Raw genomic sequence first — 25,545 nt, forward strand, 5'->3', positions numbered from 1 at the left:
GTCGCCGCAATGCAGAATTCGCGCCTGCGCTGCCCTATCCTTCGCCCATGGCTGCTTCACCGGACTCGGATGATCGCCTGCGTCGCGAGCAGGTGCGCCTGCTCGCAGGCAACGTGCCGGCGCTGGTGACCGGCACGCTGGTGCTCGCGGCGGGCACCAGCGGCCTGCTCTGGATCAACCAGCAGTCACCCACCTGGATCCTGATCTGGCTGGCCGCCATGGTCGTGCTGTGCCTGTTTCGACTCGCCATGGCGAAGTGCTTTGCGCGACTGGACCGGGCCAACAACTGGCCCACCGGGCGGTGGGCGCGCTGGTTCGTGTGGGTCTCGTGTGTCGCCGGGCTGCTGTGGGGGTCACTGGCATGGGCCTTCTTCACCCCCGATCAGCCGCTGAACCTGGCCACGGTGGCTATCGTATTGATGAGCATTACCTCAAGCGCCACGCAATCCCTGGCGCCGTCGTTTGCCGCACATCTGGCATTTGCTCTGCCTTGCGTGCTGCCCTTTGAGTTGCACTGCATGCTGAGCGAAGGCCTCCCGCTGACCTTGCTCGGCGGTCTGGCTTGCTGGTTTCTCCTGATGGCCGAGGTGTTTGCTCGCCGCGTCGCCATGGCCATCGAAGACGCCCTTCGGCTGCGATTCGACAACGAGTCGCTGGTCGCGCAGCTCACGGCCGAGAACCTGCGGACCGAACAGGCCAATCAGAGCAAGACCCGTTTTCTTGCCGCCGCCAGCCATGACTTGCGTCAGCCAATCCACGCCATGGCGCTGTTCGTGCCTGCCCTCAAGGCCATGTCCCAACGACGCCAGATGGAGCCCACGGCGGTAGGCATCGTCGCGGATCGCATGCAAGGCGCCATCGACACGATGACGCAGTTGCTCAACCGGCTGCTGGACGTTTCGCGGCTCGATGCAGGGGCCATGCGCCCGGCGCTACAACCCGTGGCGCTGGCACCGTTGATGCGCAAGGTGTGCGACGAAGTGACCCATCAGGCCAACGTCAAGGGCCTGAGCGTGCGCTGTCAGGCTAGTGATCTGTGCGTTCACACCGACCCCGCGATCCTGCACACCATCCTGAGCAATCTGGCGGCCAACGCTGTTCGCTACACACAACGTGGTGGCATTCTGCTGGCCGCCCGCCGGCGCGGATCGCAAGTGCTTTTGCAGGTCTGGGACACCGGTGCCGGCATTGCGGCGGCCGACCTGCCGCGCGTGACCGAGGAGTTCTTCCAGGTAGAAAGCCAGGCGCGCGACGCCAGCCAGTCACGCGGCTTTGGTCTGGGTCTGGCCATCGTGCGCCGGTCGACCGAATTGCTCGGTAGTTCGCTGCAGTGCCGCTCTCAATTGGGTCGCGGCTCGGTGTTTGGTTTGACCTTACCCGAGGCCCAGACGCCGATCGAGGCGGGGAAAGAAGCCTCCGTCACGGCCCCCACCCTGCACGCCGCGTCCAATGCATCCCCTCGCCTGGTGCTAGTGGTGGACAACGACGAACGCATCCTGACCGCCATGACGGTGCTGCTGCGCAGCTGGGGGCACGACACCCTGGCGGCAAGCTCGTTGGCCCAAGCGAGCCGCCTGCTGGCCACGCCGGCACGTCGGCCTGACGTGGCCTTGGTGGACATGCACCTCGATGCCGACGTCGATGGGCTGCAAGCTGTCGACGCACTTCGGCGTCAGCTGGACACCGACCTGCGCGCCCTCATCATCACCGGCGACACCAGCGCATCGGTGGCGGCCGACATCTCGGCCGCCCATCTGCCTGTCATGCTCAAGCCCATCGATCCCGTGCGTTTGCGCAGCTTCATCGAAACGGATGGGGCCCTGAACGCCACCACACCCACAGGCACCACCGGATAAACGCCTTGTCCCTCGATACCGTCCTGTCCCACAACATCGGCGTTTCACCGCGCACACCGGAACACCCTGACGGTTGCGCCCTGGTGCTCATGGGCGGCGGCGCTCGCACCGCCTATCAAGCCGGGGTGCTGCAGGCCATCGGCACCATGCTGGCGCCCTCAATGACCGGCTTCCCGTTTCGCTGGTTGTTCGGTACATCGGCGGGCGCGCTCAATGCCAGCTTTCTCGCCAGCCACGCATTGAGCGGCGCCGACGCACTGGCCGAACTCTCCAGCTTCTGGCGCGCCTTGCGCTCCGACCATGTGTATCGACTGGATGCGCCCAGCTGGGTGCGGGCCAGTCGCGTGCTGGCCGGCTGGACCTTGTCACGCCAGGTCAAACAGCACCGCGCCCTGCTCGACACCATGCCGCTGGTGGACACGCTGCACCGCGCCATCAACCTGCAACAGCTCGAGCGTGCCTTTGAACAAAGGGCACTGGATGCGCTGGGCGTGACGGCCTCCAGCTACACCACCGGCGAGCACTGGACCTTCTGCCAGACGCCAAGCGACACCGGCCATCAGCCCTGGCACCGCCCAGGCCGGCGGGCCGACTTCCAGCCCATCACCATCGAGCACCTGATGGCCTCCAGCGCGATCCCGTTTCTCTTCCCGGCGGTGCCGCTGTGGGTGAACGGTCGCCGGGAACACTTCGGCGACGGGTCGATGCGCCAGCTCTCACCCTTGTCGCCGGCCATCCACTTCGGCGCCCGGCGCGTACTGGTGATCGGCGTCGGCCAGCCGCAGCGCTCTGGCCTGGTGGCACACAACGAGGGCGAACCCACGGCCGGCACCATCGCCGGCCACGCCATGGCCAGCGTCTTTCACGACACCCTGCAGTCCGACGTCGAACAGACCTTGCGCGTGAGCCAGACCCTGGCCCGGCTGCCGCCCGACCTGGCGGCCGCGTTGCCATATCGGCCGGTCGAGGTACTGGCCATCCAGCCCAGCGTGTCACTCGACGAGATCGCCCTCAAGCATGTGCAGGAACTGCCCATCTCGACCCGCCACACGCTGATGGGCCTGGGGGTGCTGGACACGCAGCGCGGCGCCAACGCCAGTGCCGCGGCCTTGGCCAGCTACCTGCTGTTCGAGCCTGGCTTCGTCCAGGCCCTCATTGCCCTGGGCGAACACGACGCCTGGCGACGACAGGCCGAATTGAAGTCCTTTATGGCACCTGCCGCGGCCGCTGGTGGCACCGGCGCGATGCCATAATCGCCGCCACCCCGTTCTGGAGCCCCTTGATGGAAAGCACACCCCCCAGTCGTGTGCTTTCAGCCCGTTCCACGTTCGCCTGAGCATTGCCCACCCGGGCACCACGGCGGCCGGCCGGCTGAAAGCGCCACCGATACCGCCGGCCGGCACACCGGCCTCCCCCGCAGTCCGTGATCGCAACGCAGGGAGCGCGCCATGCTCAACGTCTTCACCCTGGCCAACGGCCGTCTCTTCCAGGAAGAAATCGAATCCCTGGAAGAGCTCGCAAGGTTCAAACCCATCTGGGTCGACCTGGAGTCACCCACACCCGAAGAGCGCCGCTGGGTCAAACAGCACTTCGGTCTGTCCATCCCCGAAGACGCGATGGACGACGACATCGAGGAGTCGGCCCGCTTCTTCGAAGAGGACAACGGCGAGCTGCATGTTCGCAGCGACTTCCTCATCGACGACGACGAAGACCCGCGCGCGGTGCGTGTGGCCTTCATCCTGAACGAGCACAACGACGCCCTCAAGAGCCGCGGCGTGCTGTTCTCGATTCACGATGAAGACGTGCCGGTGTTCCGGCTGCTGCGCATGCGCGCGCGGCGCATGCCCGGTCTGATCGACGACGCCAAGGACGTGCTGCTGATGCTGTTCGACGCCGACGCCGAGTACTGCGCCGACACGCTCGAAGACATCTACGACGACCTGGAGAAGGTCAGCGCCAAGGTGCTGTCAAGCGAAGCGACCGACGCGACGCTGGGTGAGGCGCTGTCGGGCATTGCGCGCCACGAAGACATGTCGGGGCGCATCCGCCGCAACGTGATGGACACGCGCCGCGCGGTCAGCTTCATGATGCGCAGCCGCTTGCTCAGCGCCGAGCAGTTCGAAGACGCGCGGCAGATCCTGCGCGACCTCGACTCACTCGATGGCCACACGGCCTTCCTGTTCGACAAGATCAACTTCCTGATGGATGCGACCGTCGGTTTCATCAACATCAACCAGAACAAGATCATCAAGATCTTCTCGGTGGCCAGCGTCTCGCTGCTGCCGCCGACGCTGGTGGCCAGCAGCTACGGCATGAACTTCCAGTTCATGCCCGAGCTGGGCTGGACGCTGGGTTACCCCTGGGCCATTGGTTTGATGGTGCTGTCGGCGGTGGTGCCGATGCTGTACTTCCGCCGGCGCGGCTGGTTGAGATAGGCCCACCCCAGTGCCGCACGGGCGGTGCGTCACCCCCTCAAGGGGGCAACACCCGCGGCCCGGCGGCGCCGGTTCCGCGGTGTTTCGCGATGGCTCGGGCTCAAGCCCCCAGCAATCCCGCAACGATCGCCGCGCTGTAGCGGCTCGCCACCTGGGTCAGAAAACGCGGGAAGTCCACGTGCGCCGCGTCGTCGGCGCGGTCGGAGATGGTGCGTGCGACCGAAAACGGCAGGCCGAAGTCCGCACACACCTGCGCCACGGCAGCGCTTTCCATGTCGACGGCAAGTGCGTCGGGCAATTCAGCCTGCAGGGCCTGGCTTTCGGCGGTGCGCGACACGAACCGGTCGCCGCTGATGAGCAAGCCCTGGTGCACGCGCGGCGCCGCCAGGTGAAACGCCCGCACCGCTTCTTCACCGAGTGCATCGGCAGGATGGCCAAGCGTGGTTTCGCAGGCCTGCGCGAGGCGCGCCGTCAGCGATACGTCTGTCTCAAGACGCGAGCGCCCGTAGCCGGGCAGCTCATGGCGCGGGAAGATGGGCGAGGCGTCCATGTCGTGCTGCAGCAGCGTTCTGGCCACCACCACGTCACCCACGTTCACGCCAGGGCCCACCCCGCCTGCCACCCCGGTCATGACGATGGCGCTGACCGCGAAACGTTCGGCCAGCAAGGTGGCGGTGGTGGCAGCGGCCACCTTGCCAATGCCAGAGAGCACCGCCACTACCGTCTGGCCGTGCAAGTGACCTTGCCAGAAGGCACGCCCCGCCACTGTGGTGCGCTGCTCATCCGGCAGCAGGTCCAGCACGGCCTGCAGCTCCTCGGGCAGCGCGCTGATCAGGGCGAGCGTCATCGAGCGCGGGTCACTTGTCGCGCAGTTCGCGGCGCAGGATCTTGCCCACCGGGGTCTTGGGCAACTCGGTGCGGAACTCGATCACCCTGGGTTGCTTGTAGCCGGTGAGGTTGGTGCGGCAGTAGTCGCGCACCTGGGCTTCGGTGAGTGCGGGGTCCTTCTTCACGATGACGAGCTTGACGGCTTCACCGGTCTTGTCGTCGGGCACACCGACGACGGCGCACTCCATCACACCGGCGAGCTGGGCCACCACGTCCTCGACTTCGTTGGGGTACACGTTGAAGCCGCTGACCAGCACCATGTCCTTCTTGCGGTCGACGATCTTGAAGTAGCCGCGCTCGTCCATGACGCCGACGTCGCCGGTCTTGAAGTAGCCGTCGGCCGTCATGACCTTGGCGGTTTCGTCCGGGCGCTGCCAGTAACCGGCCATCACCTGCGGACCCTGGATGGCGATCTCACCCGGCTCGCCCAGCGGCACCTCGTTGCCGTCGTCGTCCAGGCACTTCATGCGCGTGCCCGGCAGCGGCACACCGATGGTTCCAGTGAAACTCTTGCTGTTGGTGGGGTTGCAGCTGGCCGACGGGCTGGTCTCCGACAGGCCGTAGCCTTCGCAGATCGGGCAGCCGGTGCGGTCAAGCCAGAGCTTGGCCACGGCACTTTGCACCGCCATGCCGCCACCCACCGACACCTTCAGGTGGCTCCAGTCCACGAGGTTGAAATCGGGGTGGTTGGCCAGACCATTGAACAAGGTGTTGACCGCCGGGAAGCTGTGAAAGCGGTGCTTGCTCAGCTCCTTGAGCACGGCCGGCAGATCGCGCGGGTTGGGAATCAGGATGGTCTTGCCGCCCACGCGCAGGCTCAACATCATGTTCACCGTGAACGCGAAGATGTGATACAGCGGCAGCGCACACACGCTGGTGGGCTGCTCGTCGGCCGGCACCAGCTTCATGCAGGGGTCGTTCCAGGCTTCGGACTGCAGGACGTTGGCAATGATGTTGCGGTGCAGGAGCACGGCGCCCTTGCTCACGCCGGTGGTGCCACCGGTGTACTGCAGCACCGCCATGTCGTCCGGGCTGAGCTCAGGGCGGCGCAAGGTGGCACGTGTGCCACGCGCGATGGCGTCGTTGAAGCGCACCGCCTGGGGCAGGTTGAAGGCCGGCACCATCTTCTTGACGTTGCGCACCACATAGTTCACCAGCGCGCCCTTGAGCAGACCCAGGCGGTCACCCATGGCGGCCAGCACCACGTGTTTGACGGGCGTGGCCGCAATGCATTGCTCCAGCGTGTGCGCAAAGTTCTCGATGATGACGATGGCCTTGGCGCCCGAGTCCTTGAGCTGGTGCTCCAGTTCGCGCGCGGTATAGAGCGGGTTGACGTTGACCACCACCAGGCCGGCGCGCAGGATGCCCGCCACCGCCACCGGGTACTGCGGCACGTTGGGCATCATGATCGCCACGCGATCGCCTTTGACCAATCCCAGCGACTGCAGATAGGCGGCAAAGGCTTGCGAGAGGCTGTCGGTCTCGCCGTAGCTCACGTCCTTGCCCATGAAGCTGTAGGCCGTGCGGTTGCCGTACTGGCGGAAGCTCTCCTCCATCAGGTGCACCAGCGATGGGAAGCGACTGGCGTCGATGTCGGCGGGCACGCCCTCGGGGTAGGCCGAAAGCCAGGGACGTTGATCGGTGGCGGTCAGCATGCAAAGCTCCTCGTGATGTTGTCTGGGCGGCTCAAACGCGGGATTGTCACCAGGGCGGGCCAGGCTCGCCCGCTGGCTTACCCGCATGCGCAGTCGCACAGGCGCCACCGCGGCGGCGCCTGGCGACGCTCACTCGATCGCCTTGGTCATGTCTTCGACCACCTTCTTGGCGTCGCCGAAGACCATCATGGTCTTGTCCATGTAGAACAGCTCGTTGTCCAGGCCGGCGTAGCCCGCCGCCATGGAGCGCTTGTTCACGATGACGGTCTTGGCCTTGTAGGCCTCCAGGATGGGCATGCCGTAGATCGGACTGCCCTTTTGCAGGGCGGCCGGGTTCACCACGTCGTTAGCGCCCAGAATGATGGCGACGTCGGCCTGTCCGAACTCGCCATTGATGTCTTCCATCTCGAACACTTGGTCGTACGGCACCTCGGCCTCGGCCAGCAACACGTTCATATGGCCCGGCATGCGACCGGCCACCGGGTGGATGGCGTACTTGACGGTGATGCCCTTCTCGGTGAGCTTGTGAGCAAGCTCCTTGACGGCGTGCTGCGCGCGCGCCACCGCCAGGCCGTAGCCGGGCACGATGACCACCGTCTCGGCGTTGCCGAGGATGAAGGCCGCGTCGTCGGCGCTGCCGCTCTTGGCCACACGTTGAACACCTCCATCCGCGGCCGCGGCACCGGCCTCGCCACCAAAGCCACCCAGGATCACGTTGATGAACGAGCGGTTCATCGCCTTGCACATGATGTAGCTGAGGATGGCGCCCGAGCTGCCCACCAGCGAGCCCGCGATGATGAGCATCGGGTTGTTGAGCGAGAAGCCGATGCCCGCTGCCGCCCAACCCGAGTAGCTGTTGAGCATGGACACCACGACCGGCATGTCGGCGCCGCCAATGGGGATGATGATGAGCACGCCCAGCAGGAAGCCCAGCGCGATCACCAGCGTGATGTCGATCCAGCTCTGCGAATGCCAGAAGCCGAAGATGAAGAAGGCGGTGGCCAGGCCCAGCGCCAGGTTGAGTTTGTGCTGACCGGCGAAGGTGACCGGCGCGCCCTGGAACAGGCGGAACTTGTACTTGCCCGACAGCTTGCCGAAGGCGATGACCGAGCCACTGAAGGTGACCGCGCCCACGAAGGCGCCCAGCGCCAGCTCGATGCGGTTGCCACCGGGAATCGGGTCACCGTGGGCCACGATGCCGAAGGCCCAGGGCTCGGCCACCACCGCGACGGCGATGCAGACCGCGGCCAAGCCGATCATGCTGTGCATGAAGGCCACGAGCTCGGGCATCTTGGTCATCTCGACGCGTTTGGCCATGACGGCACCGATGCCGCCACCGACCACCAGACCGCCCAGCACGTAGACCATGCCGGGCCCGGCGCCGCCGGAGATCTGCACGATGAGCGCCGCCGTGGTGAGCACGGCAATCGCCATGCCGGTCATGCCGAAGACGTTGCCACGGATGGAAGTGGTCGGGTGCGACAGGCCCTTGAGCGCCTGGATGAAGCAGACCGAGGCGATCAGGTAGAGCAGGACAGCGAGATTCATGCTCATGCTTTGTCTCCCGCAGGCGCAGCCTTCTTCTCTTTCTTCTTGAACATCTCGAGCATGCGGCGTGTGACCAGGAAGCCGCCGAAGACGTTCACCGCCGCCAGTGCCACGGCCAGCACGCCCATGACCTTGCCCAGCGGCGTCTCGGTGAGCGCCGCCGCCAGCATGGCGCCAACGATGACGATGGCCGAAATGGCGTTGGTGACCGCCATCAGGGGCGTGTGCAGCGCGGGTGTGACGTTCCAGACCACGTGGTAGCCCACGTAGATGGCCAGCACGAAGATGATCAGGTTGATGAGGGTGGGGGAGACGGCATCCATGGGTCAGCCTCGCAGTGTTGGGCCCGTCGGTGCGGGCGGAATCATCCGGAGAGGGGGAATGTTCAGGCGTCCTGACAGGGAGTAGACGCTGCTCTTGACTGCGTCCTTGAGTTGCCGCCCCCAAACAACGTGCGCGGGTGGCACACCGTCGGGCAGGGCATCGCTGATCTGCGTATCCGGCACATCCAGCGGCGACGCGAAGATCACTCGAACATCGACAAAGGTTCCGTTTGAGATCGCGTGGCGACTGGTAACGGAGTAGGCGAGCCGCGACATGGGCACCACGCCCGATGCCCGCAGCGGCTTGACCTGTGGGGTCAGGACTTCAACGAGGCTCTCGCTGGTATAGCGCGGCATCACGGCCAAACACTGCGCAAACGGGCGACCAACGCCCGCATTGCCTTCCCGATGGATTTCCTTGTCAGATCGGCAGTCTGGCGAATAGACCATCTTGGCCGCGCCACCGCCATTGAAACCGTGCGAGTTTGCGCTCACCAGCACAAACGCCTGCGCTCCATCGGCAGAGGCCGCGCGCACATACAGCCTGGTCTGCACGCGCAACGAGCCCGGCTTGTCCCCGCCGTAGGCTTGGCCGCTATCGTCCATCGGAATTTCGGTCCAGCCGTCTTCCGCGAACGCGACCTCCACACGCCCAACCGAAAAATCGCCCGCCAGCAGTGGGCAAGAAACCAATGCCAGGCCACCGAAGGCAATCGCTCGACGCATCCAGGCCATCTGTGCTCGACCCTGCTTCATTGGCGTTTGACCTCGCCGCCCTGCGTCATCAGGCAGGCCACGACGATGTCGTCGTCCATCGGCACTTGCACCGCGGTCGCGTCCTTGGGCAGCACCAGCTTGAGGAAGTCGAGCACGTTTCGGGCGTACAGCGCCGACGCGTCGGCCGCCACGCGCGCGGGCAGGTTGGTCTCGCCGATGAGGGTGACGCCGTGCCTGACCACGGTCTGGTCGGCTTCGGTCAGCGGGCAGTTGCCGCCCACCCCGTTCTGCCCCTTGCCAGCCGCGATGTCCACGATCACCGAGCCCGGCTTCATGCTTTTGACCATCTCCTCGGTGATCAGCGTCGGCGCCGCGCGCCCGGGGATCAGCGCGGTGGAGATCACCACGTCGGCCATGGCCACGCGTTTGGCCACCTCGACCTGCTGGCGCGCCAGCCAGCTCGGTGGCATGGGTTTGGCGTAGCCGCCCACGCCTTCGGCGGCCTCTTTCTCCTCGGCCGTCTCGTAGGGCACGTCGATGAACTTGCCGCCCAGTGATTCAACCTGCTCCTTCACGCTCGGGCGCACGTCGCTGGCCTCGATCACCGCACCCAGGCGTTTGGCGGTGGCGATGGCCTGCAAACCCGCCACACCCACCCCCAGAATCACCACCCGCGCTGCCTTGACCGTGCCAGCGGCCGTCATGAGCATCGGGAAGAACTTGGGATAGGCGTTGGCCGCCAGCATCACGGCCTTGTAGCCCGCGATGTTGGCCTGCGAGGACAACACGTCCATGCTCTGCGCACGGGTGGTGCGAGGCGCTGCCTCGAGGGCAAACGCGGTGAGACCGGCACCGGCCAACTGCGCCAGCCCGTCCTTGTCGAAGGGGTTGAGCATGCCCACCAAGGTGGCACCCGACTTCATCTGTGGCAGCTCGGCCGCTTGCGGCGAACGCACTTTGAGCACCAGATCGGCACCCAGAGCGCCAGCCGCGTCGGTGATCTGCGCGCCAGCGGCTTCGTAGGCGGCGTCGGTGGCGCTGGCGGCCAAGCCTGCGCCGCTTTGCACGCGCACAGTGTGGCCTTGCGCCACCAGCTTCTTGGCCGTCTCGGGCGTGACGGCCACACGGGTCTCGCCCGCCACAGTCTCGGCGGGTACGCCAATGAGCATGGGTGTCTCCTCGCTCGGGGGTATCGGAATGGGTCGGCAAGCTTAACTGAAAGCCTGGTGTCAGCTCATGAGGGGCTGCCCCGACGCCAGATAATTCCGCCATGTCCGAACGATGGAAACCCAGCGTCACTGTGGCCGCGGTGATCGCGCGAGATGGCCGCTACCTGCTGATTGAAGAGCACACGGCCGACGGCTTGCGCCTTAACAACCCGGCGGGCCATCTGGACCCCGGCGAAGGCCTGATCGAGGCCGTGGTGCGCGAGACGCTCGAGGAAACGGCCCACCGCTTCAAACCCACGGCATTGGTCGGCACCTACCTGTCGCGCTTTCAGCGCGGCACGCAAGACGTGACCTACCTGCGCTTTGCCTTCTGCGGCGAGCTGGGCGAGCACCTGGTCGGCCGGGCATTGGACACCGGCATCGTGCGCACTTTGTGGCTCACGCCCGATGAAATCCGGGCCAGCGCAGCGCAGCACCGCAGCCCCCTGGTGCTGCGCTGCATGCAGGACCACCTGGCGGGCTGCGCCTTTCCGCTGAGCATGGTGCACACAGATCCAGGTGTTCAACTGGGGCGTCAGACGGGCTGAGCGGACAGCGCCAGTGTCGCCGCCGCGCCCGGCAGGTGCAGGCTGAAGCAGGTGCCGCGCCCGAGTCGGCTGCGAACCTGCATGTCGATACCCAGCAGCGCGGCGGTGCGCTGGGCGATCACCAGGCCCAGCCCCACGCCGCTGTCGGTCTCGGTGCCGAATTCGCCGCGGAAACGCCGATCAAAGTGCGGATGGTCGCCGTCGAGCGCCAACCCCGGCCCGGTGTCCCACACCTGCAACAGGATGCGCTCTGCCCGTTGGCGGCAAGACACGATGACGCCGCCCTTGTCGGTATAGGCCACCGCGTTCGCCACCAGATTGAACACCACGCGCTGGAGCAGCACCTCGTCGGTGTAGGCAAAGGCCACCGATGGCGTGACGACCCAGCGCAGTCCCTTGGCTTCCGCCTGGGCACCGAACGCGAGATCCACGCGGTCCATCACCTTGTCCAGGCGACAGACCGCCGGCGACGGCTCGAGGGTTCCCGTCTCCAGGCGCGCCACCGTCATCACCGAGTCGAGCAGGCCGTCGGCGGTTTCCAGCGCTGCGTGCATCTGCTCCAGCACCACTTGCGATTGATCGGGTGCGGGGGCGCGTCGCAGCACCTCGGCGGCCAGGGTGACGGCATACAGCGGTTGTCGAAGGTCATGGGCCACGGCCGCCAGGAAGCGCGACTTTTCGTCCTGCGCCTGCCGCGCCAGGCCTCGCGCCAGATCGGCACGCGCGGCCACTTCGCGCTCGCGCTCCAGCGCTAGGCGCTCCACCCGCAAGCGATCGGCCAGTGCAAACGAAAGCAGTACCAAGGCAACGGCGACCGACACCAGGGGCGCGGTCGCCACCCATTGCGACAGTGGCAGGGGCTCGAACCGGTCAATGACCGGAATGAGCAGCCCGGCAACCAGGCACACCCAGGCCGCTGCCACTGGGCGCGAACCTGCCCTGTGACCCAGCACGCCATCGGTGACCATGACCAGCCCCAGCAAGAGGCTCAACACCACCATGGCCCAGATGGACCATTGGCTGACCTCCGCAGGCTGCGTGCCATACATCAACGCGAACAATCCCCAGGCGCCGAGCAGGACCACCGCACCTCTGTCGATGCGCGGAGCAGAACGCACCGTCTTGAGAAACGAACGACCGAACTGAATCAACAGCGCGCACCCCGCGCTCAGCGAAACCATTTCGATGCGCTGGTAGGGCAGCACACCCCCCATCCAGACGCTTTGCGCCAGAAATCCAGCTGCACTGAACAGGTAAACACCCAGCATGCAGAAGGCACCCAGACACCACAGATTGGCCGCGTCCCGAATGCTGGCGCAGGTGAGCAGGTTGTAGGCCAGCAACCCGACCAACACGCCGAAGCACAGGCTGTGCAGCGCGTACTGACGCTGATCGTGTCTGGCCAGCGTGGCCGGTCGCCACAGGCGCACCGGCATGCGCAGATCCCCCTTCACCCGAACGTGCATGTACACCGTGGTGGTGGCGTCGGGAGGCAGCTCCAGAGGAACCACCTGCCAGCGGTGAGGCCAGGCGCGCTCCGAAGGGGAGTGGCCAATGCCCGAGTACAGCCAGCGCGCGGGCTGGGCTTCGGTGCTGCTGCGCACCTCCACCCAGGGCAGTGTCGGCTGCTCGATCACCCAGAACCAATCCACCGGCGCATCTTCTGTGGTGCGCAACTGGACCCGGAACCACACGTCGTGCTCGCCGACACCCAGATAGCCTCGACGTCCATCGCCGGACATGGGAAGAAACTGGGCCACCGTGAGTGCGCCGGGACGGTCGGGTCGCCACTGGCCGCTCACGTCTTCGAAGTAGCTGAGGTGGGGCACGAGATCCACCGTGTCGCTGCGATCAACCACAACCTCGGCAAACGCGCCATCGACACTGGCGTGGGCGATCGTCGCGAGCGTGGCCAGCAGCAAGGCCATGCACGCCAATCGACACGTGGCGACACCCCACATCAGGACCGCCCGGGCAGCCTTGTGACGACTCGTGACCCATCGGCCGCCGAGCAGATCATTCCTAGCCACTGAATCCGTTGTCACAAGGTTCCCTCAAGGCCCCGAGCGCCTGGATGGCACGCCCCCAAATGGTTGGACGTCTGTGCATGCCACTCAATACTGCCTAGGCAGTAGGCTGCTCGCCGGTCCACGGGACAGCCGGCGCCATCTGGACCCGGTGACCAATGGCATTCACCGCCCGGGCAACGCAGCCACTACTTCGCAGGGCGCATGCGGCCAGCAGACGCGCCAACGTACGCTGCCCGCATGAGCACGATGACCGCAACCACCCAGGCGCCCAACGCCGATGAATCCTCACCCTCAGAGGCGCCAGAAGGCTGCGCCCAATGGGTGTTCGACCCTTTCCGACGCTGGCACATGGCCACCTCGGCCGGACCCTGGCTGGTCGAGCCCATTCGCCAAACCATGACGCAGGTGTTCCTGGCGACGCAAGACATCAGCGACCTGGCCAGCCAGATGGAGGCTGTCGGTGCTCCCGTGCACGCCAAAGGCCTGCTCGACGTGCACACCATGGCGAGGGCACTGCGCGAGACCCAGACCCGGCTCGACGACGCACTGCTGGCCTGCGATCGGCTGGGTGAGCTGGTGCAGCACCTGACGAACCTGATGTCCCTGACGCCCCAGCGCGCACGCGCCTGCGATCTGCGTCAACTGCTGACCCAGGCACTCTATGTCGCTCGTTCACTGATGCCGCAGGAATGGCAGGTGAGTCATCACTTTGGAGAGCTGCCACCGGTGTTCGGTGAACCGACCGAGCTGGGCCACGCCTTGCTGGACATGCTGCTTCAGCTCGGCCGCACGCAAGCGACGCCTCCCTTGCTGACCATCGAGGGCGGCAGCCAGGACGGGCTGGTCCGGCTCGCGCTGCGCGCCGAACATGCGACGAACGCGCAGGCCATAGGCCCGGCCCTGGCGTCGGCCATGGAAACCGTGGCCCGCTACCGTGGAACGCTCACCGTTCACGACGTGGACGACGCGCTGGTGCTGAGCTTGTGCCTGCCCGCGACCGCCTGACGCTGCTCGCGCCTGCCCCCATCGCATACAGTGCGGTGCCATGGAGCACCCGATCGCCACCGACCCGCTGCTGCCGCCCGACGCCACCTGGCGGCAGGCGCTGCACAACGAAGTCCACGCCCGACCGTCCGCCCTGATCCGGCTGCCCGCGCTGGTGGTGTTTGTTGCCGTGCTCAACGACGGCGTGGATCGGGAACAGGAGCTGGCGCACCTGCGGCTGCTGCCCGGCCAGGGCGGCCTCCAACCCGAAGACCTTCAAAGCAACTTTCTGCGGCTTCGTCTGGACGGGCGCACACTCAAATGGGAGCGCCACACCGAGTTCACCCGGTACTCACTGGTGCAGCCCTTGCCAGAGGCCGCGGACCTGGGATCAGCGGACGTCGATCTGCTGTCGCACCTGGACCTGCCGCCGCACTGGCTGGCCGACATTCCCGGGCGCACGGTGGCCGCCGTGGAGCTGGCCATGGTGACTGCGCCGCTGCCCGAGCAGACCCCCGACGCGCAAGCCACCCTCATGGGCCCGGCCCAACGCTGGATCGGCGCCCGCACTGTGGTGGCCTCGCAGCTCGGCGGCGGCCACTCATGGGCGGTGACCGATTTCAGGCTGCGCCCCAACGGCTTCGAGCGCATGCTCGTGATCGCCCCGCCGGGCACCAGCGAGACGCGCGCCGGGCGCATTTCGCAGCGGCTGCTGGAGATCGAAACCTACCGCCTCATGGCCTTGCGCGGCCTGCCAGTGGCCAAGGCCCTGTCGCCGGTGCTGGCCGGGGCCGAGTCGCAACTGGCGGCCATCACCGCTGAGCTGGAGCACAAGGCGGCCTCGGAGCAAGCGCTGCTCGACCAACTCATCGCACTGGCCGCGCGCGTGGAACGCGCCACAGCCGAACACACCTACCGCTTTTCGGCCACGCGCGCCTACGACGCCATCGTCACCCAGCGCATCGGCGAGTTGCGGGAACGCCCCATTCCCGGCACGCAGACGATTGGCGAGTTCATGCTGCGCCGCCTGTCACCGGCCATGGCCACGGTGGCCGCTGCCGAGCGGCGGCTGGTGTCGCTGTCCGAGCGCATCACACGCACCAGTGCGCTGCTGCGCACCCGGGTGGACATCGCCACCGAAACGCAGAACCAGGAGTTGCTGGCCAAACTCACCCGCGGGCAGGCCTTGCAGCTGCAACTGCAGACCACGGTGGAGGGCCTGTCGATTGCGGCGATCTCGTACTACGTGATCAGCCTGCTGCTGTACGTGGGCAAGGGCGCCAAGGCCATGGGCTTGCCGATCAACCCCGAGATGGCGGCCGCTGCGCTGGTACCGCTGGTGCTGTGGGCCACCTGGCGCACCACGCGCAAGATCCACGAAAAGCTGGGTGGCTCGCTGCACTCACCGCAGGCGGGCGCTACGCCGCCAGCGCCACCGCCGGGCTGAAGGCCGCGTCGCCCGAGGCGGCCTCGGTCACGATGACGCCGCCGCCCAGGCAAACCTCACCGTCGTACAGCACCGCGCTCTGGCCCGGGGTGACCGCCCATTGCGCCTGGGTGAAGTGAAGGATGAATCCGTCCGGGCCAACCGCGGTCAGGTCACAACCCGCATCGGCCTGGCGGTAGCGCGTCTTCGCGCCCAACCGCCCGGCCGTCGGCGCCTCACCCGCAACCCAGCTGGCGTCGTGTGCGCGCAGGCGCGGGGTCAGCAGCCAGGGGTGGTCGTGGCCCTGCACCGCCCACAGCGTGTTGGTGGCCAGGTCCTTGCGCGCGACGAACCAGGGCGCGTGCTCGCTGCCACCCTTCTGGGCACCCTTGGCTTTGACGCCACCAATGCCCAGGCCCTGGCGCTGCCCCAGGGTGTAGAAGCTCAGCCCCACGTGCTCGCCGATCACGCGACCACGCTCGTCCTTGATGGGGCCGGGCGCGCTGGCGATGTAGCGGTTGAGGAATTCGCGAAACGGTCGTTCACCGATGAAGCAGATGCCGGTGCTGTCCTTCTTCTTGGCATTGGGCAGACCGATCTCGGCCGCGATTCGGCGCACCTCGGTCTTGGGCAACTCGCCCACCGGGAACATGGTCTTGGCGAGCTGGGCCTGGTTCAAGCGGTGCAGGAAGTAGCTCTGGTCCTTCAGCGGGTCCAGACCCTTGAGCAACTGAAAACGCAGGCGGGCGCCATCGCGCGCAATCGCGTGCGATGTTCCATCCGGCCCCACGGGCTCGCCCGTGTCGGCTGCAACGCAGCGGACACGGGCGTAATGCCCGGTGGCAATCTTCTCGGCGCCCAGGCGCATGGCGTGGTCGAGGAAGGCCTTGAACTTGATCTCGGCGTTGCACAGGATGTCGGGGTTGGGCGTGCGCCCGGCCTGGTATTCGCGCAGGAACTCGGCGAACACACGGTCCTTGTACTCGGCGGCGAAGTTGACGTGTTCGATGTCGATGCCGATCACGTCGGCCACGCTGGCGGCGTCGAGCCAGTCCTGGCGGCTGGTGCAGTGCTCGCTGTCGTCGTCGTCTTCCCAGTTCTTCATGAAGATGCCGACGACCTCGTGCCCCTGCTGCTTGAGCAGCCACGCGCTCACCGCAGAGTCGACGCCTCCGCTCAAGCCCACCACGACGCGCTGTTTCGATGCCATGGGGCGGGATTATCCCAGCGCACCCACAACCCCTCGGCGCGTGAGGCCGCGCGGCTTAATCCACGGTTCAGGCAGGCGCCCTTCAATGGCGTCACCCGCATGTGCGGGGGACACATCTGCAAACTCCATGAAATCGCTGTTGATCGCCACGCTGTCACTCACCCTGGCCGGTGCCGCCCTGGCCAGCCCGACCTGCGCTGCTACCAAAGAAGGCTGGAAGAACCAGGAAGAATTCAAGAAGGACCTGGCTGGCCAGGGTTACCAGATCAAGACCTTCAAGGTCACCAAGGGCAATTGCTACGAGATCTACGGCACCGACAAGGCCGGCAAGAAGGTCGAGATCTACTTCGACCCGATCTCCGGCAAGGTCATCAAGGCCGAATGAGCGCCATCCGCCCGCCCGAGCGCGTGTGGGACCCGCTGGTGCGGGTCTTTCATTGGTCGCTCGTGAGCGCCGTTCTGCTCAACCAGTTCGTGCTGGAAGAAGGCGATCCGCCGCACCGTTGGATCGGTTACGCCGCGGCCGCGCTGGTCGGTCTTCGCCTGTTGTGGGGCCTGATCGGCACGCGTCACGCGCGTTTCAGTGACTTCTGGCCCACGCCGGGGCGCGTGCGCGCGCACTTGCACGCATGGCTGCGCGGCGAGCGACCCCATACACCGGGTCACAACCCACTGGGCGCCTTGATGATGCTCGCGCTGATGGCGCTGGTCTTGCTGCTGGGCCTGACCGGCTGGCTGCAAGGCACCGACCGCTTCTGGGGCAACGAGGCGTTGCAGGAGCTGCACGAGGGGCTGGCGAACACCTTGATCGTGCTGGCCGGGCTGCACGCGGCGGCGGCCATCGTGATGGGGCGCATCGAACGCACACGCCTGGTCAAGGCGATGTTCACCGGCACCAAAGAGCACTACTGAGCCCTACCAAGCGCTGCCTGTGGCGACATAGACTCGCCGCATGCAGCGCACCGTCCTCATCGACCCGGCCGACGTCGAGTTCACCGCCATCCGCGCGCAGGGCGCGGGTGGGCAGAACGTGAACAAGGTGAGCAATGCCGTGCACCTGCGCTATGCGGTGCACGCCGCCGCCTTGCCCGAGGCGGTAAAGAACCGCTTGCTGGCCATGAGCGACACCCGGCTGACGCAGGACGGCGTGATCGTCATCAAGGCTCAGAGCAGCCGCAGTCTGGAGCAGAACAAGGCCGACGCCTTGTCGCGGCTTCAGGCCCTGGTCGACGCGGCGGCCATCACCCCCAAGGCCCGGCGCGCCACGCGCCCGACCAAGGCCTCGCGCGAGAAACGTCTTGAAGCCAAGTCAAGGCGAAGCGACGTCAAGCTCGGACGTTCATCCATCCGCGGCCTGGATGGACGGTAGGGACGCTTCCCCCAAACGTTGAGGCCTTAAGGTCCTTTTAGGAAGCGCTTAAGCGCAATTTAGCAGCGCGATCAGTGGGTGTTCGCGAGACTTCATCGCCATGGACGGGTGGCACATGGGGTGTCGCCGGTCCAACAGACGCCGGCACTGGCCGGCCCCGAGGACATCACCATGCAAGTTCATCCCATCGAAACCGCCGCCATCGCCGCCGCTGCCGCCACGGGCGAGGGCCGCTTCAACATCTACGCCAGCATCCACAAGGCGCTGCGCAGCTTCATGGCCGACACGCTGCTGGCGCTGGGCCGCGCTGACGCCAGCGACGACCAGGAGGTGCGCGACGCCTGCGATCGCGTGGTCGAACTGGTCGAGTTCTGCGAGCACCACGTGGCGCACGAGAACCAGTTCATCCACCCGGCCCTGCAGGCCCGTTGCCCGGGCGTTTGCGACGCTGTGGCCGCCGACCACGAGGACCACCTGCGCCACATTGCCCACCTGGGCGACGCTGCGCGCGCGCTGGCCTCGGTGCCTGCGTCGATGCGCCCCGCGGCCCTGCAGGTGCTGTACCTGGCGCTGGCGCTGTTTGTGGCCGACAACTTCCAGCACATGCACAGCGAAGAGACGCAGCACAACGCGGCGCTGTGGTCCACGTACACCGACCTCGAGCTGCTGGCGATCCACGACCAGTTGGTGGGCAGCATCCCGCCGCAGGAGATGATGCTGGTGGCCCGCTGGATGCTGCCGAGCGTGAGCGCGATGGAGCGCACGCTGATGGTCAATGACATGCAGGGCAAGGCGCCGCCCGAGGCGGTCGAGGCCGTCATGGCCGTGGCGCGGCAGCACCTCAACGACCGCGACTGGGCCAAGCTGGCGCGCAGCGTGAACCTGCCCCCGGTGCCAGGCCTGGTGATGGTCTGAGTCAGGCGACGTCGTCGAGCTCGACCGGCGCAAGGGCATCGAAGCGAAAGCACCCGCGCCCTGTCTTTTGCAGCATCAGTGCCGGGCACTGTTCGTTGAGGCGGCGGTGCAGCAGCAGGAGCCGGGCTTCGAGGTTGTCGCTGACGTCCGGCAGCCCGAGTGTGGTGTCCAGCCGCAGCTCGCGGTTGGTGAATTCGCGCCGACCGGCTGCGTGGTCGTTGAGGAGCTTCCACAGAATGGCGCCGGCCACGCCCTTGATCAGGTAGGCGTTGTTGACGAACACGCTGTCGTCGCGGCGGTAGCGCCGCACACGCAAGGGCGCGGCCTGCGCTTCGACGGCTCGGGCATCGGGGCCGCCCGGTGCTTCGTCGCAGGGCTCCTCGGACTCGCGCATGAGCTCGATGCCGGCCGCGATCTGGCCTGCCAGGGCCACCAGCAGGTCTTCGTCCTGGTAGGTGAAGCGCATCTCCTGGTCGCTCTCCACAAACAGCACGCCCACCGTCTGGTCGCCTGAGATCAATGGCACGGCGAGCTGACTGCGCGGCTGGCTCAGACCGGGGTAGGGGATCTCGTGACTCGCTTCAGCGGCCATCTCCTGCCGGATGGCCTGGCTGTAGAGCATCACGGTGGTGAGGTGGTTGATGCGCACCGGCGTGCGCTCGCGCGCCGACACCCCGATCACCCCCTGACCCAGCGCAATCTCGGAACCCACCCCGGAGGTGGCATAGCCGCGGCTGGCCACCGTGTACAGCCGCTGCGCCTGCGCATCCAGGATGAGCACCATGGCGTGCTGAATGCCGAGTTCGCGGCCGATGCTGTCGAGCGAGGCATCCAGCAAGGCGTCCAGCGTGCGCGCCTGGGCCACTTGTTGTACACAGCGGCGCAGCACCAGCAGCCCATCGCGCCTGGGGGGTGGCTCGGGCAGCCCCAGCGGCAATGGCTCGGCGGGCAGGCGTTCGATGGCCAGCACCTGGTGGATATCGGCTCCGCGCAACACGAACACGTCGGCCATGCCGCTGTGCGAGGCAATGCCCGCGAGCTGCGCCTTCATGCTCTCGAACACGGGCCCACCGAGCTCGGTGCGCAGGTAGTTCAGGTGCAAGCGGTAGAAGCGCCCGGTGAGCGGGTGCAGCAGCAGCACCGTGGAGCGCGGATGCGCCAGCAGGTTCTTGCGCGTCTTGTTGAAGAACTGGAACGACAGGGCCACGTGCGCATCGTCGACGTGATAGACCTGCGACAGATAGGCCACATTGGGCGCGCCATCCAGGGCCACGGTGGCCATGATGGCCGGCACCATGCCTTCGAAACACGGACGCACCTCGTCCATGTCGGCGTGCTCGAACGCGGGCAGGTCGTCGCCGGGATTCATGCGAGCCCCATTGCCTGACCGGAGTTTGGCCCAGGCGTCTGATCAAAGGCCTCGTCGGGCTCGAATTCCACCGCGACCAGGTCTTGCGGCTGGTGCGCCAGCATCACCTTGGCCAGCACGCGGGGGTAGCCCAACGCACCGAGCTCGTCCTCCATCGACGCCAGATATTGCGCGAGGTAGGGACTGTCGTCCGGCGTGGCTTCACGGATGCGAAAGCGCCGGCTCTTGAATTGCACTGTGAGGTGGGAGGTGGGCTGGCTGAACACGGCCGCCAGCCGTCCGCTGCTCGACAGGTCGGCCAGCAACTGGCGCGACTGGTTGCGCGCCAGGTAGGCCGTGATGCGGCGGCCCCCGTCGTCGATGCGGCTGCCCACGGCGCGCATGACGCTGGGGTTGAGCGCGTGGTCCCGGCTGCTCACGATCAAGGACACGCCCTTGACCATCATGACCAGGAACTCGGGCTTGAAGGGTGGGGGTGCGGCGTGGTCCAAGGTGGTGGCGGCGCGGAAGGCGCCGATGATAGCCAGCCCGCGGTCTTGTTCCAATCCGATCGGCGACTTGCAATTTCGCACAATCGTGCGTAAAGTTCCCCGCCATGGACGCCAGAACCCAGAAAAGCGAAATGACCCGCGCCGCCATCGTCGGCGCGGCGCTCGATCTGGCCGCGACCGAAGGGATCGAAGCCATCACGCTGCAGGCGGTGGCCGACCGCATCGGCATCTCCAAGAGCGGCGTGTTCTCCCGCGTCGGCTCGCGCGAAGCCTTGCAAAAGGCGGTGATTGAAGAGTTCGGGCGCCGCTTTCTGGCCGACGTGTTCGTGCCCGCCATGCAGGCGCCCAAAGGTCTGCCGCGCCTGCAGGACATCGTGCGGCGCTGGCTGATCCGCTTGCGCGATGTGGAGGTGCACACCGGCTGTCTCTATACCTCCGGCGCGTTCGAGCTCGACGACCGCGAGGGCGAATTGCGCGATCTGTTGCTGGGCGAAGTGACGCGCTGGCGGGCCGCCTTGCGTCGCACGGTGCTGCAGGCGGTGGAAGCCGGTCACCTCAAGCCCGACACCGATCCCGAGCAACTGGTGGGCGAAATCAGCAGCCTGGCCATCGGGCTGGTGCACGACGTTCGCTTCCTGCGCGATGCCCGCGCCGCCGAGCGGGCGCAGGCCACCTGGGCGCGGCTCATCAGGACCTACGAAGCCTGATCGCGTTTGTTCTTTTTTTTGGTCATGTTTCGCACAGTCGTGCGATTTTTGGAGCAAACCCATGAACGACACCTCTCTGCAATCGGCCTCGGCCTTCTACCAGGCCCATCCGGCCACCCGCTGGCTGCGCTGGGGTCTGGGCCTGTCCGAGAAAGTGTGGCCGGCCTTGTCCTTGCGCTGGGCGTACCGCTTGTTCGGCACGCCCTTGCCACCCAAGTGGCTCTACCGGCGCCAGGCCGCTTTGGCGCACTGGCAGGCCAGCGACTGGGCGTTCGAGGACGCCAGCATCACGGTCTACGAACCGCCACCAGGGCCGCACGCGCCCCTCGTGTTGCTCTGCCACGGGTGGGGCGGTCACGCTGCACAGATGCTGCCGCTGGCACAGGCGCTCGCGTCGCGCGGGCTGCGCCCGGTGCTGGTGGATTTGCCGGCGCACGGGCGCAGCCGGGGCAGCACCAGCAACCTGCCCCAGTTCGCGCGGGCCATCGACTACCTGACCGCGCGATTGCAGCAGCAAGGGCACGAGGTCCAGGCGGTGGTGGCCCACTCGCTGGCCGCCAACGCCCTGGCCTACGTGGCGGCCCGCGGCCTGCCGGTGGCGCGACTGGTATTGCTCGCACCGCCGGCCTCGCCCTACGCGTACACGCGCCTCTTTGCCGCCGTGTTCGGACTGGATGAACACACACGCCAACGCTTGCAGCAGCGGGTCGAGACGCGCGAGGGCATCCTGATGCGGCAATTCGAGCCGGCGGCGGTCGGCTCCCGTGTGTGGGTGCCCACCCTCATCGTTCACGACCGCGAGGACCGCATCAACCGCTTTGCCGACGCAGAGGCCTTTCGCGACGCCATCCCCGGCGCGCGCCTGATCGAAACTCAGGGGCTAGGCCACACGCGCCTGCTGCGCGACGAGCACGTTGTTCAATCGGTGGTGGCACACGTCATCGGCGACACGCAGCGCGACGCCTGACACCCGGCTGCGCCCTGCCGCCTCAGCGCGTTGTCTCGCTGGGTGCCCGGCTGTGGATGTTGTTCTCGTCGATGACGATGCGCATCAGGCGCATGAATTCAGCCCGCTGGCGCTCGGTGAGCGGTGCCAGCAACTGCTGTTGCGCCTGAAGCATGGAGGGGATGGCGTCGCTCAGCAGCTGCTCGCCCGCTGCGGTGAGCCAGAGCTGGCGCGCACGGCGATCGGTGGGTGAGGTGCGCCGCTCCATCGCACCCCGCTGTTCCAGGCGGTCCACCACGCCGCCCGTCGTCGATGCATCCAGCGCCACGGTGCGCGCCAGCGTGCGCTGATCGATGCCGGGCTGATTGGCCACCGTCTGCAAAGCTGCGTATTGCACCGGCGTGAGGCCCAGCTCTGCCAACTCCTGCAGAAAGAGACCCACCGAAATCTGGTGCAGGCGCCGGATGTAGTACCCGGGTTGATCGTCGATGTTGACGCTGGCGGGCGTTGATCGTTTCATGGCGGCTCGACGAAGGGAGTGGACATGATGCTATCAGGCCACTTACGATAAGCATACTTATTATTAGCGTGCGCAGCTTTGGACGACGCCATGAACGACCTCGGACGCCTTGAAGACCTTCCCGCAGACTATGTGGCCGCGCTGCGCGAGCGCAACCTGGTGCCGCTGTGGCCCAGTTTGCGCGGCGTGCTGCCGCCACACATTCCGACGCGACAGACGCGGCCCACGCACTGGGCCTATGCCGACATCAAGCCACTGTTGCTCAAGGCCGGTGAGCTGACACCCATCGAGAAGGCCGAGCGCCGCGTGCTGGTGCTGGCCAACCCAGGCCACACGCTGGAGAAGATGCAGGCCAGCGCCGCGCTCTACCTGGGCATGCAACTGCTGCTGCCCGGCGAATGGGCGCCGAGCCATCGCCACACCCCCAACGCGGTGCGCATGGTGGTCGAAGGCGAGGGTGCCTGGACCACGGTCGACGGCGAACGTTGCCCGATGAGCCGCGGCGACCTGATCCTCACGCCCACCGGGCTGTGGCACGAGCACGGCCACGACGGCGATCAGCCGGTGGTGTGGCTCGACGTGCTCGACCTGCCGCTGATGTACTACCTGGAGGTGAGCTACCACCTCAACGGCAGCCGCCAGGAAGTCAAGCCCGGCCGCGGCGACCGCGCCTATGCGCGCGCGGGCGTCGTGCCCACGCCGGTGTTCGGCCGCAGCGGCAAGCGCTACCCCATGCTGCGCTACCCCTGGGCCGATGCGCGTGCGGCCCTGCTGTCGCTGGCAGACGACCAGCCCGACGCCGCCCATGTGCAGGTGACCTACACCAACCCCGAGTCCGGCGAGGACGCCGAGAACGTACTGGGCTTTCACGCCCTGATGCTGCGCCCGGGTCAGACGCTCACGCTGCCGGCGCGCTCGCCGGCCTGCGTCTATCACGTCATCGAAGGCGGTGCGCAGGTCGCGGCGGCGGGCCAGTGTTTCCCGCTCAAGGAAGCCGACACCTGCTGCATCCCGGGCTACGAATCCACCACGCTGATCAATGCCTCGGCGAGCGCGCCCGCGTTCCTCTTCGTGGCCGACGAGTCGCCGCTGCACCGCAAGCTCGGCGTCTACGAAGTGCGCCCTGACAACCAACCCGTGATGCCCTGAGCGTCCATGCCATGAGTGAGTATCTGTTCAATCCGCCCCCCGTCGCCGCCCTGCCCATCCGCGGCGAGTCCACGCTGTTCCCGGTCAACCGGCTGTTCTTCGTCGGCCGCAACTACCACGCCCATGCACTCGAGATGGGCAAACCGGTCGACAAGTCGGTGGAGCACCCGTTCTATTTCACCAAGTCCATCGGCACGCTCACCCCGTCGGGCGCCGCCGTGGCCTACCCCAGCGAAACCCGCAATTACCACTTCGAGATGGAGCTGGTGGTGGCGATCGGCCGCGCCGGCTTTCGCGTGGCTGCGGCCGACGCGCACGAGCTGGTCTATGGCTACGCCGCCGGCCTGGACATGACGCGCCGCGACCTGCAACTCGTGGCGCGGGACAAGGGCCGCCCCTGGGACCTCGGCAAGGACATCGAGGAAGGCTCGGTGTGCAGCGAGATCGTGCCGATGCCGTTCACGGTGATCGAGCGCGGCGGCATCGAACTCAAGGTCAACGGCGAGACCAAACAGCGCTCCGACGTCGACAAGCTGATCTGGAACATCCGCGAGATCATCGAAGACCTCTCGCGCTTCTATCACCTGCAGGCGGGCGACCTGATCTACACCGGCACACCCGAAGGCGTGGGCGCTGTGGTCACGGGTGACCGCATCGAGGGTCAGGTCGAGGGCGTGGGCGAGGTGGCGCTGACCATCGGGCCGGCGGCCTGACGCGGCGCCACCCACAGCGGCCCAAGCGCTGGCTATCATGCCGGCGCATGGCCTCCCCCGACGACACCCCCCGCACGCTGCGCTGGCTGCTGTGGCTGGCGGGCACCTTGTCGTTGGGCCTGGGCATCGTCGGCATCGTGGTCCCCGGCCTGCCCACCACACCGTTCGTGCTGCTGGCCGCGGCTTGCTACGCCAAGGCCTCACCGAGGCTGCACGGCTGGCTGCGGTCACACCGGTTCTTCGGCCCCATGGTGCGCGACTGGGAAGCCCACCGCAGCCTCACCCGCCGCACCAAGCGTTTTGCGCAAGTCACGATGCTGGTGATGGTGAGCCTGTCGGCCTGGGGCCTGCGTGACAGACCGGTGCTGCTGGCGGTGATGCTGGTGGCGGCTGCGGTGGGTGTGTGGGTGGTGGCGCGCATCCCCACGCGCCAGCCCTGAAGCTGCAGCGGCCTGCAAGACCTCGCAACCCGCGCAGCGGCGGCGCGTGGGGGCCGACCGATTCGCCGCCGGGCCGCCCCAAGGCGGATCAGCCCCCT

The 25,545-nt window shown here is 66.8% G+C and carries 26 protein-coding genes; 15 read left to right on the forward strand and 11 right to left on the reverse strand.

Annotation, left to right across the window (positions count from 1 at the left end; translation table 11 throughout):
• Positions 1–47 precede the first annotated feature (47 nt).
• The 3 genes from KF871_RS00620 (at position 48) to corA (ending at position 4,291) form a co-directional block, all read left to right on the forward strand.
• The gene (locus KF871_RS00620) at positions 48–1,856 is read left to right on the forward strand and encodes a hybrid sensor histidine kinase/response regulator (RefSeq protein WP_291136758.1); all 1,809 of its coding nucleotides are present in this window, start codon (positions 48–50) and stop codon (positions 1,854–1,856) included.
• A gap of 5 nt (positions 1,857–1,861) precedes the next feature.
• On the forward strand, positions 1,862–3,109 hold the full coding sequence (locus KF871_RS00625) for a patatin-like phospholipase family protein (RefSeq protein ID WP_291136761.1): 1,248 nt from the start codon (positions 1,862–1,864) through the stop codon (positions 3,107–3,109).
• 195 nt (positions 3,110–3,304) lie between these two features.
• Positions 3,305–4,291, forward strand: coding sequence for a magnesium/cobalt transporter CorA (gene corA / locus KF871_RS00630; RefSeq protein WP_291136763.1), 987 nt, complete (start codon positions 3,305–3,307; stop codon positions 4,289–4,291).
• Positions 4,292–4,391: 100 nt separating this feature from the next.
• On the opposite strand, the gene KF871_RS00635 is transcribed toward corA, so the two are convergent.
• The 6 genes from KF871_RS00635 to KF871_RS00660 all read right to left on the reverse strand — a co-directional run bounded on the left by KF871_RS00635 (position 4,392) and on the right by KF871_RS00660 (position 10,591).
• Complete coding sequence (locus KF871_RS00635) at positions 4,392–5,138, reverse strand: 5'-methylthioadenosine/adenosylhomocysteine nucleosidase (RefSeq protein WP_291136766.1); 747 nt, start codon at positions 5,136–5,138, stop codon at positions 4,392–4,394.
• 10 nt (positions 5,139–5,148) lie between these two features.
• On the reverse strand, positions 5,149–6,834 hold the full coding sequence (locus KF871_RS00640; RefSeq protein ID WP_291136769.1) for a long-chain-fatty-acid--CoA ligase: 1,686 nt from the start codon (positions 6,832–6,834) through the stop codon (positions 5,149–5,151).
• A gap of 129 nt (positions 6,835–6,963) precedes the next feature.
• The gene (locus KF871_RS00645) at positions 6,964–8,388 is read right to left on the reverse strand and encodes an NAD(P)(+) transhydrogenase (Re/Si-specific) subunit beta (protein ID WP_291136772.1); all 1,425 of its coding nucleotides are present in this window, start codon (positions 8,386–8,388) and stop codon (positions 6,964–6,966) included.
• The gene (locus KF871_RS00650) at positions 8,385–8,705 is read right to left on the reverse strand and encodes an NAD(P) transhydrogenase subunit alpha (RefSeq protein ID WP_291136775.1); all 321 of its coding nucleotides are present in this window, start codon (positions 8,703–8,705) and stop codon (positions 8,385–8,387) included. Before KF871_RS00650 ends, KF871_RS00645 begins: the two co-directional genes overlap by 4 nt.
• Before the next feature lie 3 nt (positions 8,706–8,708).
• Positions 8,709–9,461 carry a hypothetical protein gene (locus KF871_RS00655; protein WP_291136777.1) on the reverse strand — a complete coding sequence of 251 codons (753 nt, stop codon included), beginning with the start codon at positions 9,459–9,461 and terminating at the stop codon, positions 8,709–8,711.
• Positions 9,458–10,591 carry a Re/Si-specific NAD(P)(+) transhydrogenase subunit alpha gene (locus KF871_RS00660; RefSeq protein ID WP_291136778.1) on the reverse strand — a complete coding sequence of 378 codons (1,134 nt, stop codon included), beginning with the start codon at positions 10,589–10,591 and terminating at the stop codon, positions 9,458–9,460. The genes KF871_RS00655 and KF871_RS00660 overlap by 4 nt, the downstream gene beginning before the upstream one ends.
• A gap of 101 nt (positions 10,592–10,692) precedes the next feature.
• Between KF871_RS00660 and KF871_RS00665 the strand changes: the two genes are divergently transcribed.
• Complete coding sequence (locus tag KF871_RS00665; protein ID WP_291136781.1) at positions 10,693–11,178, forward strand: NUDIX hydrolase; 486 nt, start codon at positions 10,693–10,695, stop codon at positions 11,176–11,178.
• Here the strand turns inward: KF871_RS00665 and KF871_RS00670 are convergent.
• Positions 11,166–13,106: a sensor histidine kinase gene (locus KF871_RS00670; protein WP_291136784.1), complete on the reverse strand. Its 1,941-nt coding sequence runs from the start codon at positions 13,104–13,106 to the stop codon at positions 11,166–11,168. The genes KF871_RS00665 and KF871_RS00670 overlap by 13 nt on opposite strands.
• A gap of 339 nt (positions 13,107–13,445) precedes the next feature.
• Between KF871_RS00670 and KF871_RS00675 the strand changes: the two genes are divergently transcribed.
• Both KF871_RS00675 and KF871_RS00680 read left to right on the forward strand, forming a co-directional pair.
• On the forward strand, positions 13,446–14,213 hold the full coding sequence (locus tag KF871_RS00675) for a hypothetical protein (RefSeq protein ID WP_291136787.1): 768 nt from the start codon (positions 13,446–13,448) through the stop codon (positions 14,211–14,213).
• A 40-nt stretch (positions 14,214–14,253) separates the two neighbouring features.
• Entirely contained in the window at positions 14,254–15,639 is a 1,386-nt protein-coding gene (locus KF871_RS00680) for a DUF3422 family protein (protein WP_291136790.1), read from the forward strand.
• Here the strand turns inward: KF871_RS00680 and mnmA are convergent.
• Positions 15,611–16,828, reverse strand: coding sequence for a tRNA 2-thiouridine(34) synthase MnmA (gene mnmA / locus KF871_RS00685; protein WP_291136793.1), 1,218 nt, complete (start codon positions 16,826–16,828; stop codon positions 15,611–15,613). The two genes, KF871_RS00680 and mnmA, sit on opposite strands and share 29 nt — an antisense overlap.
• Positions 16,829–16,955: 127 nt before the next feature.
• Here mnmA and KF871_RS00690 point away from each other — a divergent pair, with 127 nt between their 5' ends.
• The 4 genes from KF871_RS00690 (at position 16,956) to KF871_RS00705 (ending at position 19,112) form a co-directional block, all read left to right on the forward strand.
• Positions 16,956–17,213, forward strand: a complete 258-nt coding sequence (locus KF871_RS00690; RefSeq protein ID WP_291136796.1) for a PepSY domain-containing protein — start codon at positions 16,956–16,958, stop codon at positions 17,211–17,213.
• Entirely contained in the window at positions 17,210–17,740 is a 531-nt protein-coding gene (locus KF871_RS00695) for a cytochrome b/b6 domain-containing protein (RefSeq protein ID WP_291136799.1), read from the forward strand. Before KF871_RS00690 ends, KF871_RS00695 begins: the two co-directional genes overlap by 4 nt.
• Before the next feature lie 40 nt (positions 17,741–17,780).
• Positions 17,781–18,197: an alternative ribosome rescue aminoacyl-tRNA hydrolase ArfB gene (arfB, locus tag KF871_RS00700; protein ID WP_291136802.1), complete on the forward strand. Its 417-nt coding sequence runs from the start codon at positions 17,781–17,783 to the stop codon at positions 18,195–18,197.
• 171 nt (positions 18,198–18,368) lie between these two features.
• Entirely contained in the window at positions 18,369–19,112 is a 744-nt protein-coding gene (locus tag KF871_RS00705) for a hemerythrin domain-containing protein (RefSeq protein WP_291136805.1), read from the forward strand.
• Between the two features lies 1 nt (position 19,113).
• Here KF871_RS00705 and KF871_RS00710 read toward each other — a convergent pair whose 3' ends face one another.
• Both KF871_RS00710 and KF871_RS00715 read right to left on the reverse strand, forming a co-directional pair.
• Positions 19,114–20,481 (reverse strand): GAF domain-containing protein, encoded by a 1,368-nt coding sequence (locus KF871_RS00710; RefSeq protein ID WP_291136808.1) that lies wholly within the window; start codon positions 20,479–20,481, stop codon positions 19,114–19,116.
• Positions 20,478–20,972: a hypothetical protein gene (locus tag KF871_RS00715; protein ID WP_291136811.1), complete on the reverse strand. Its 495-nt coding sequence runs from the start codon at positions 20,970–20,972 to the stop codon at positions 20,478–20,480. Before KF871_RS00715 ends, KF871_RS00710 begins: the two co-directional genes overlap by 4 nt.
• Positions 20,973–21,076: 104 nt before the next feature.
• Here KF871_RS00715 and KF871_RS00720 point away from each other — a divergent pair, with 104 nt between their 5' ends.
• Positions 21,077–21,679 (forward strand): TetR/AcrR family transcriptional regulator, encoded by a 603-nt coding sequence (locus tag KF871_RS00720; RefSeq protein ID WP_291136814.1) that lies wholly within the window; start codon positions 21,077–21,079, stop codon positions 21,677–21,679.
• 61 nt (positions 21,680–21,740) lie between these two features.
• On the forward strand, positions 21,741–22,646 hold the full coding sequence (locus KF871_RS00725; RefSeq protein WP_291136817.1) for an alpha/beta fold hydrolase: 906 nt from the start codon (positions 21,741–21,743) through the stop codon (positions 22,644–22,646).
• Between the two features lie 22 nt (positions 22,647–22,668).
• Here KF871_RS00725 and KF871_RS00730 read toward each other — a convergent pair whose 3' ends face one another.
• Complete coding sequence (locus tag KF871_RS00730) at positions 22,669–23,145, reverse strand: MarR family winged helix-turn-helix transcriptional regulator (protein ID WP_291136820.1); 477 nt, start codon at positions 23,143–23,145, stop codon at positions 22,669–22,671.
• 90 nt (positions 23,146–23,235) lie between these two features.
• Between KF871_RS00730 and KF871_RS00735 the strand changes: the two genes are divergently transcribed.
• The 3 genes from KF871_RS00735 to KF871_RS00745 are packed head-to-tail and all read left to right on the forward strand — an operon-like array spanning position 23,236 to position 25,447.
• Positions 23,236–24,294, forward strand: coding sequence for a cupin domain-containing protein (locus KF871_RS00735; protein ID WP_291136823.1), 1,059 nt, complete (start codon positions 23,236–23,238; stop codon positions 24,292–24,294).
• A gap of 11 nt (positions 24,295–24,305) precedes the next feature.
• Entirely contained in the window at positions 24,306–25,007 is a 702-nt protein-coding gene (locus tag KF871_RS00740) for a fumarylacetoacetate hydrolase family protein (protein WP_291136826.1), read from the forward strand.
• A 47-nt stretch (positions 25,008–25,054) separates the two neighbouring features.
• Positions 25,055–25,447, forward strand: a complete 393-nt coding sequence (locus KF871_RS00745; protein WP_291136829.1) for a YbaN family protein — start codon at positions 25,055–25,057, stop codon at positions 25,445–25,447.
• Positions 25,448–25,545: the final 98 nt, after the last annotated feature.

Origin of the sequence: Hydrogenophaga sp., from assembly GCF_019635465.1 — a bacterium.
Lineage (GTDB): Bacteria > Pseudomonadota > Gammaproteobacteria > Burkholderiales > Burkholderiaceae_C > Hydrogenophaga.

Excerpts from the sequence above, each read along its gene's own strand:
- KF871_RS00620 (WP_291136758.1), top strand. The coding sequence starts at position 48 with ATGGCTGCTTCACCGGACTCGGATGATCGCCTGCGTCGCGAGCAGGTG.
- corA (WP_291136763.1), top strand. The coding sequence starts at position 3,305 with ATGCTCAACGTCTTCACCCTGGCCAACGGCCGTCTCTTCCAGGAAGAA.
- KF871_RS00635 (WP_291136766.1), bottom strand. The coding sequence starts at position 5,138 with ATGACGCTCGCCCTGATCAGCGCGCTGCCCGAGGAGCTGCAGGCCGTG.
- KF871_RS00640 (WP_291136769.1), bottom strand. The coding sequence starts at position 6,834 with ATGCTGACCGCCACCGATCAACGTCCCTGGCTTTCGGCCTACCCCGAG.
- KF871_RS00645 (WP_291136772.1), bottom strand. The coding sequence starts at position 8,388 with ATGAGCATGAATCTCGCTGTCCTGCTCTACCTGATCGCCTCGGTCTGC.
- KF871_RS00650 (WP_291136775.1), bottom strand. The coding sequence starts at position 8,705 with ATGGATGCCGTCTCCCCCACCCTCATCAACCTGATCATCTTCGTGCTG.
- KF871_RS00655 (WP_291136777.1), bottom strand. The coding sequence starts at position 9,461 with ATGAAGCAGGGTCGAGCACAGATGGCCTGGATGCGTCGAGCGATTGCC.
- KF871_RS00660 (WP_291136778.1), bottom strand. The coding sequence starts at position 10,591 with ATGCTCATTGGCGTACCCGCCGAGACTGTGGCGGGCGAGACCCGTGTG.
- KF871_RS00665 (WP_291136781.1), top strand. The coding sequence starts at position 10,693 with ATGTCCGAACGATGGAAACCCAGCGTCACTGTGGCCGCGGTGATCGCG.
- KF871_RS00670 (WP_291136784.1), bottom strand. The coding sequence starts at position 13,106 with ATGGCCTTGCTGCTGGCCACGCTCGCGACGATCGCCCACGCCAGTGTC.
- KF871_RS00675 (WP_291136787.1), top strand. The coding sequence starts at position 13,446 with ATGAGCACGATGACCGCAACCACCCAGGCGCCCAACGCCGATGAATCC.
- KF871_RS00680 (WP_291136790.1), top strand. The coding sequence starts at position 14,254 with ATGGAGCACCCGATCGCCACCGACCCGCTGCTGCCGCCCGACGCCACC.
- mnmA (WP_291136793.1), bottom strand. The coding sequence starts at position 16,828 with ATGGCATCGAAACAGCGCGTCGTGGTGGGCTTGAGCGGAGGCGTCGAC.
- KF871_RS00690 (WP_291136796.1), top strand. The coding sequence starts at position 16,956 with ATGAAATCGCTGTTGATCGCCACGCTGTCACTCACCCTGGCCGGTGCC.
- KF871_RS00695 (WP_291136799.1), top strand. The coding sequence starts at position 17,210 with ATGAGCGCCATCCGCCCGCCCGAGCGCGTGTGGGACCCGCTGGTGCGG.
- arfB (WP_291136802.1), top strand. The coding sequence starts at position 17,781 with ATGCAGCGCACCGTCCTCATCGACCCGGCCGACGTCGAGTTCACCGCC.
- KF871_RS00705 (WP_291136805.1), top strand. The coding sequence starts at position 18,369 with ATGCAAGTTCATCCCATCGAAACCGCCGCCATCGCCGCCGCTGCCGCC.
- KF871_RS00710 (WP_291136808.1), bottom strand. The coding sequence starts at position 20,481 with ATGAATCCCGGCGACGACCTGCCCGCGTTCGAGCACGCCGACATGGAC.
- KF871_RS00720 (WP_291136814.1), top strand. The coding sequence starts at position 21,077 with ATGGACGCCAGAACCCAGAAAAGCGAAATGACCCGCGCCGCCATCGTC.
- KF871_RS00725 (WP_291136817.1), top strand. The coding sequence starts at position 21,741 with ATGAACGACACCTCTCTGCAATCGGCCTCGGCCTTCTACCAGGCCCAT.
- KF871_RS00730 (WP_291136820.1), bottom strand. The coding sequence starts at position 23,145 with ATGAAACGATCAACGCCCGCCAGCGTCAACATCGACGATCAACCCGGG.
- KF871_RS00735 (WP_291136823.1), top strand. The coding sequence starts at position 23,236 with ATGAACGACCTCGGACGCCTTGAAGACCTTCCCGCAGACTATGTGGCC.
- KF871_RS00740 (WP_291136826.1), top strand. The coding sequence starts at position 24,306 with ATGAGTGAGTATCTGTTCAATCCGCCCCCCGTCGCCGCCCTGCCCATC.
- KF871_RS00745 (WP_291136829.1), top strand. The coding sequence starts at position 25,055 with ATGGCCTCCCCCGACGACACCCCCCGCACGCTGCGCTGGCTGCTGTGG.